The organism is Lacisediminimonas sp. (assembly GCF_030645335.1).
In the GTDB taxonomy this organism is placed as follows: domain Bacteria; phylum Pseudomonadota; class Gammaproteobacteria; order Burkholderiales; family Burkholderiaceae_D; genus Lacisediminimonas.
In genome coordinates, this window is the sequence record NZ_JAUSNH010000145.1 from 1 (window position 1) to 5,492 (window position 5,492).

Here is a 5,492-nt window from a genome sequence, read left to right on the forward strand (position 1 = left end):
CGCCCGGACGCGCCGGTCCGGGCGGTCCTGATTACTTCTGGCCGGCCTTGTTGAAACGGACCACGTCTTCTTCCAGCAGCTTGATGATCGGGCCACGTACCGGGTCAGACTTCATCCGCTGCCATACGCCTTTCTGGGCCAGGTCTTTCATCTTTTGCAGTTCGGCTGGTGGCATGACCGTGACGACGGCCGCTTTCTTCAGCGCATCCAGGCTGTCCTGCTGGTTTTTGACGTTGGCCACGTCGGCGAACTTGATGGTGTCGGCGGCTGCCTTGGTGACTGCTGCCTGCAGATCCTTTGGCAGGCCGTCATACCAGCGCTTGCTGACCATCATGATCGACATGAATGCGAAGTGCCCGGTGATGGTGTAGTACTTGGCGGCTTCATGCAGCTTCATCTTGAAGATGACGTCCGGCGGATTTTCCATGCCGTCCAGCGTGCCTTGCTGCAGCGAGGTATAGACTTCGCCGAGTTCCATTGGCCGGGCCACTGCGCTCCAGTCCTGGTAAGCGCCAACCCGTGGCGGCGATGGAATCACGCGGAATTTCTTGCCGGAGATGTCTTCGAGCTTGGTGATCGGGAAGCGGGTCAGGAAACTCTGCGGGCCAATGCCGTGGAAGCCGAGGACGTGGATGCCTTTCTTCTCGGCCTGCGCCATCATGGCCTTGGCGGCCGTGCTCTGCGCAGCGAAAGCGGTCATTTTGTCTGGCGCGCCAGGCAGCAGGAAGGGCATGTCGAAGGCCGACAGTTCCGGCACGATCGACGACACAAAGCCAGCCGGCAGGATCATGCCGTGCAGGGAGCCGGCTTGCAGTGCGCCGAACATCTGGGCATTGGTGCCCAGCGATTCACCGTGGCGCGCCGAGGCCTTGATGCGGCCGCCCGAATAGGTGGTCATCAGTTCAGCGAACTTGTCGTTGTTGGCTGCCTGCGTGTCATTGGCCGTTGCGTTGCCAACCAGGACGTTCAGCGATGTCTGTGCTTGCGCAACAGGCAGGGTGAACAACAGCGATGCCGCTACCATCAGCGACTTGAAAAGTGGTGTCATTGCGTCTCCTCCGTAAAATTTCAGAATCGGGAAACCAGTTTCCCGGACATTTGCCACTGAACCGATAATGCCAGCCGCGGCGATTCTTTACTACTTGTTATGTGGTCCTGATTTGTTGCTGATTGATTGCCGATGTGCTGCTGCTGTACTCCCGAAACCGCCATCAAGCCTTGATCAGCTCGATGCCGTTGACGTTCTGTGGAATCGACATTTCCCTGCAATCGGGCGCCACGATCAGCGGCGCCGCGGTTTTTTCCTGCACCGCCGCCGCGCTCATGCCCGGTGCTGTCTCGCGCAATACCAGGCCTTCGGGGGTGACGTCGATCACGGCCATGTCGGTGTAAATGCGGCGCACGCAGCGTGGCGCGGTCAGCGGCAGGCTGCAGGTGCCCACGATTTTCGGTGCGCCCTTGTTGGTGACATGGGTCATTGCAATCATCACGTTGTCCACGCCAAACGCCAGGTCCATGGCGCCGCCGACGCCGGGCACGTTTTCGCCGGGCGTGCTCCAGTTGGCGAGGTCGCCATTGGCAGCGACTTCAATGGCGCCCATCACCGCATGCGTGATATGCCCGCCGCGGATCATCGCAAACGACAGCGCATGGTCGAATACCGTCGCGCCCGGGCGCAGCGTAATGAATTCCTTGGTGGCGTTGACCAGGTCCGGATCTTCCTCGCCGGAGCGGGCCATCAGGCCCACACCGAGCACGCCGTTTTCGCTGTGGATGAAAATGTCCTGCTCGGGCGCCAGGAACTCCGGCACCAGGGTAGGAATCCCGATGCCCAGGTTGACGTAGCTGCCGTCCGGCAGGTCCTGTGCAACCCGATAGGCAATGCCATAACGTGTAAGGATCATCATGCGCTCGCTTTTTTCGGTGGGGCGAACAATTTCGGGTGACGGCTGGCCTGCACCAGCCGGTCAACAAAAATCCCCGGTGTATGGACTTCTTCCATGCCCAGGTCGCCGACCTGCACCAGTTCGTCCACTTCGGCAACCACGGTCTTTGCTGCGGTGGCCATGATCGGATTGAAGTTGCGCATCGCCAGCCGATACACCAGGTTGCCCAGGCGGTCGCCGCGGTGCGCCTTGATGAAGGCAAAGTCGGCCCGCAGCGGCAGCTCGAATACATATTCACGGCCTTCGATGACGCGCGTTTCGCGCCCGCGCGCCAGTTCGGTACCGGCCGCGGTCGGCGTATAGAAGCCGCCCAGGCCCGCACCGGCAGCGCGAATGCGCTCGGACAGCGTTCCCTGCGGGATCAGCTCCAGCTCGATCTCGCCCTTCAGGTAACGGTCGCGGAAGGAGGTTGACCCTGCGCCGTTGGGAAAGGACGCAATCAGCTTGCGCACCCGGCCGTCGAGGATCAGCCCGCCGAGCGAAAAATCGCCGCCGCCAGCGCCGTTATGGATGATGCACAGATCGCGCGCACCTTGTTCGCGCAGCGCCTCGATCAGGCGGCCCGGCACACCGGGATCGCCAAAGCCGCCGATCATGATGGTGGCGCCGTCGAATACGTCGGCGACGGCTTGCGCGCAATCCTGCACAGTCTTGTCGATCATGTCCTTGCCCTCGCGTGCGCCAGCTTTCGCCGGCTCATTGCCTGCTGCATCAGAGTACCTCGCCGGTTGCCAGCACCGCCGTCGACTGGCTCGCCATCGAGTTACCGCCATTGCCATTGACCACCGCCGTTTTGGCGCCGGGTACCTGGCGTTCGCCGCATTCGCCGCGCAACTGCCGCACCGCCTCAATGGTGGCAAACGCACCATACATGTTCGGATGGACGCATGACAAGCCGCCACCGTTGGTGTTGACCGGGAAACTGCCGCCTGGGCCGATTGCGCCATTCTCGACAAACGCGCCGCCTTCACCCTTCTTGCAAAAGCCCAGGTCTTCCAGCGCCATGATGGTGTTGATCGTAAACGCATCATAAATCTGCGCCACGTCAATGTCTTTGGGGCCGAGGCCAGCCATCTCGTAAGCCCGCGCGCCGGATTCCGCCGACGGTGACACCGTCAGGTCGCGCATGCCGGTGACCGAGCGATGCCAGACGGCGGTTGCGTTGCCCATGATGAACACGGCTTTTTTCTTCAGGTCGCGCGCACGGTCGGCGCGGGTCATGACATAAGCGGCCGCACCGTCAGTGACCAGGCAGCAATCGTAGGCGGTGAACGGGTCGCTGATCATGCGCGCCTTGAGCACGGTATCGATATCGAGCGGGTCCCTGGAGAACGCTTCCGGATTCAGGCGCGCCCAGCCGCGCGCAGCAACTGCCACTTCGGCCAGGTGGCGGCGCGTGGTGCCGTATTCATGCATGTGGCGCGCAGCGATCATGGCATAGGAAGAAGGCGGGTTGAACGGCTGGTACGGCCGGTCGAACGGATCCGGGTCCAGCAAATTGCGCGCCGCCGTGCGTTCCTTGCGGCCGAATGCTGCGGTGCGTTGCGTGCTGCCGTAGCAGACCAGCACAGCGTCGCAGATGCCTGCTTCCAGCGCCAGCATGGCCGGCAACTGGTGCGCCACGAAGGCCGAGCCGCCGATATTGGTGCCTTCCACGAATTTCGGCCGCAGGCCGAGGCATTCAGTGACATTCAGCGGCCACATTGCCGAGTTCAGGTTGGCGGTGCACAGGCCGTCGATATCCTTCATCGTCAGGCCGGCGTCTTCGACTGCCGCCTTGGCGGCCAGCGACAGGATTTCCAGTTCGCTCATGCCGGGTGCTTCGCCGCAACCGGCCGTGCCGACGCCGACGATCGCTACCTTGCCACGCAAGTCTTTGGGGCTCATTTCGATTCCTCCGCCGTAAACACGACCAGCCCGGCGCCGTTATTGTCGATCACTTTTGCGCGTACCCGCATGCCGATCTTGACGTCGGCTGGCGGCGTGCCGTCGACCCGGCTCATCATGCGCACGCCTTCATCGAGTTCGATGATGGATACGTTGTAGTCGCCGCCCGCTTCCGGCTTGCGGCGCACGGTGGTGAGCGAGTAGACCTCGCCGGTGCCTTTCGGGGTGTCCCATTCGAGGGCGGTGCTGCTGCAATGCGGGCACACCGCGCGTGGATAGAACACATGCTTGTTGCAGCTGGTGCAGTGCTGCAGCAGGAAGCGGCCTTCGTTCAGTGCGGCCTGGTAGGCGGCTTCGGGGCCTGGGGGTTTGGTCTGGATGGCTTCCATGGGGGGGTGTACCTGTCGTCGTGAGGGGATCCGGGGCCTTCTGCGCGGAGGGGCGCGGGAATGCGGATCGGCTCGTTGCTGGTTGAACGGCTGGGGTGTTGGTTGCTTGGGGAAGCGGGCTAACGGCGCCTTGGGTGGGCGTGGGGGGATACGGTGATTTGATACATTTGTTGTGCTCCTGACATGTTCTTGGCTGCTTGGTGCTTTGGGTGGCGAAGGTTTTTTCGCACCCTAGTATTGGGCTTTGTTATGCCGGATAGATTGGAGGGAGAATTAATTAGACACAATCCACTAAAACTCACGGGCTGTTAGGAAAACTCACGCGGTTTTTGGGCGGGCCTCCTTGAGGAGGCGGGGGTTGGCGTGATGTCGAGGGCGTTGTTGTCTCTGGGCGCTTCTCATCAACTGATGAGAGTTTGAAGTGAGTGGCTGCTAACATGATTGGGCGTTTGGTGGCCTGCTCCTGGGAGGTTTTGTTTTGGTTTGCTTTGGTTGTTTGCTTCGGGGTTTTTTAATCGGGTTTTATTTATTTTGTTGTTAAGCGGGGTGTGCGCCCCCGCGGGCGCGTAACTTTCTTTTTGGCGCGCCAAAAAGAAAGTCACCAAAGAAAAAGGCGCTAAAACCCATTTGGCTAACCGGACCACGAACGGCAACTCGATTCGGGCTCTCGATCACGTTGTTTTGCCGGTTCACTCCGGGATGCGGCAAATCGTGGTTTCTCTCAGTGGATCAGCCAACCCGCTCCACTTACTTTCCTTAGTGTTTTGGCCGTGGAGACGCTAATTGGCTTTGTAGAAGCTGAGGTTTCGGATTATCGGCGGACGTCAAACTAATTTGTTTGAGCCACAGGTATTATTAATATCTACAATCTGGTGGTATTGATATTGGGCTGCTCCCGATCCTCCTGCAGCGCAACTACAGCTACGACTACTGCTATGGCTATGGCCATAGCCACGGCCAGGGCCACAGCCACAGCTACGGCCACGGCCGCACGCAATTCCCCTTCTAACCCGATTAACCCTTCGCAATCTGATTGTTTTCGTCATCCCACCCGAGACCATTGCTTCTACGAAGCCAATTAGCGTCCCCACGGGTAAAAAACTAAGGAAAGTAAGTGGAGTGGGTTGGCTGATCCACTGAGAAAACTCACGCGTTGCCGATTCTCAGCGTGAAACGGCAACTCTAATTGTTCGAGAGCTCGAATCGAGTTGCCTATCGCGGCGCGATTAGCCAAATGGGTTTTAGCGCCCTTTTTCTTTGGTGACTTTCT

General features: G+C 60.1%; 6 protein-coding genes. All 6 read right to left on the reverse strand.

Annotated features, from left to right (window positions below; all coding sequences use genetic code 11):
- Window positions 1–31 precede the first annotated feature (31 nt).
- Window positions 32–1,048, reverse strand: coding sequence for a TRAP transporter substrate-binding protein (locus tag Q7T64_RS10355; RefSeq protein WP_304795210.1), 1,017 nt, complete (start codon window positions 1,046–1,048; stop codon window positions 32–34).
- Between the two features lie 163 nt (window positions 1,049–1,211).
- Window positions 1,212–1,907, reverse strand: a complete 696-nt coding sequence (locus Q7T64_RS10360; RefSeq protein WP_304795211.1) for a 3-oxoacid CoA-transferase subunit B — start codon at window positions 1,905–1,907, stop codon at window positions 1,212–1,214.
- Complete coding sequence (locus Q7T64_RS10365; protein ID WP_304795212.1) at window positions 1,904–2,608, reverse strand: 3-oxoacid CoA-transferase subunit A; 705 nt, start codon at window positions 2,606–2,608, stop codon at window positions 1,904–1,906. The genes Q7T64_RS10360 and Q7T64_RS10365 overlap by 4 nt, the downstream gene beginning before the upstream one ends.
- Before the next feature lie 49 nt (window positions 2,609–2,657).
- Complete coding sequence (locus tag Q7T64_RS10370; protein WP_304795213.1) at window positions 2,658–3,833, reverse strand: thiolase; 1,176 nt, start codon at window positions 3,831–3,833, stop codon at window positions 2,658–2,660.
- Entirely contained in the window at window positions 3,830–4,222 is a 393-nt protein-coding gene (locus tag Q7T64_RS10375) for a Zn-ribbon domain-containing OB-fold protein (RefSeq protein ID WP_304795214.1), read from the reverse strand. The genes Q7T64_RS10370 and Q7T64_RS10375 overlap by 4 nt, the downstream gene beginning before the upstream one ends.
- 1,078 nt (window positions 4,223–5,300) lie before the next feature.
- Window positions 5,301–5,492: hypothetical protein (locus Q7T64_RS10380; RefSeq protein WP_304795216.1), on the reverse strand; the 192-nt coding region annotated here is incomplete at its 5' end.

Excerpts from the sequence above, each read along its gene's own strand:
- Q7T64_RS10355 (WP_304795210.1), bottom strand. The coding sequence starts at position 1,048 with ATGACACCACTTTTCAAGTCGCTGATGGTAGCGGCATCGCTGTTGTTC.
- Q7T64_RS10360 (WP_304795211.1), bottom strand. The coding sequence starts at position 1,907 with ATGATGATCCTTACACGTTATGGCATTGCCTATCGGGTTGCACAGGAC.
- Q7T64_RS10365 (WP_304795212.1), bottom strand. The coding sequence starts at position 2,608 with ATGATCGACAAGACTGTGCAGGATTGCGCGCAAGCCGTCGCCGACGTA.
- Q7T64_RS10370 (WP_304795213.1), bottom strand. The coding sequence starts at position 3,833 with ATGAGCCCCAAAGACTTGCGTGGCAAGGTAGCGATCGTCGGCGTCGGC.
- Q7T64_RS10375 (WP_304795214.1), bottom strand. The coding sequence starts at position 4,222 with ATGGAAGCCATCCAGACCAAACCCCCAGGCCCCGAAGCCGCCTACCAG.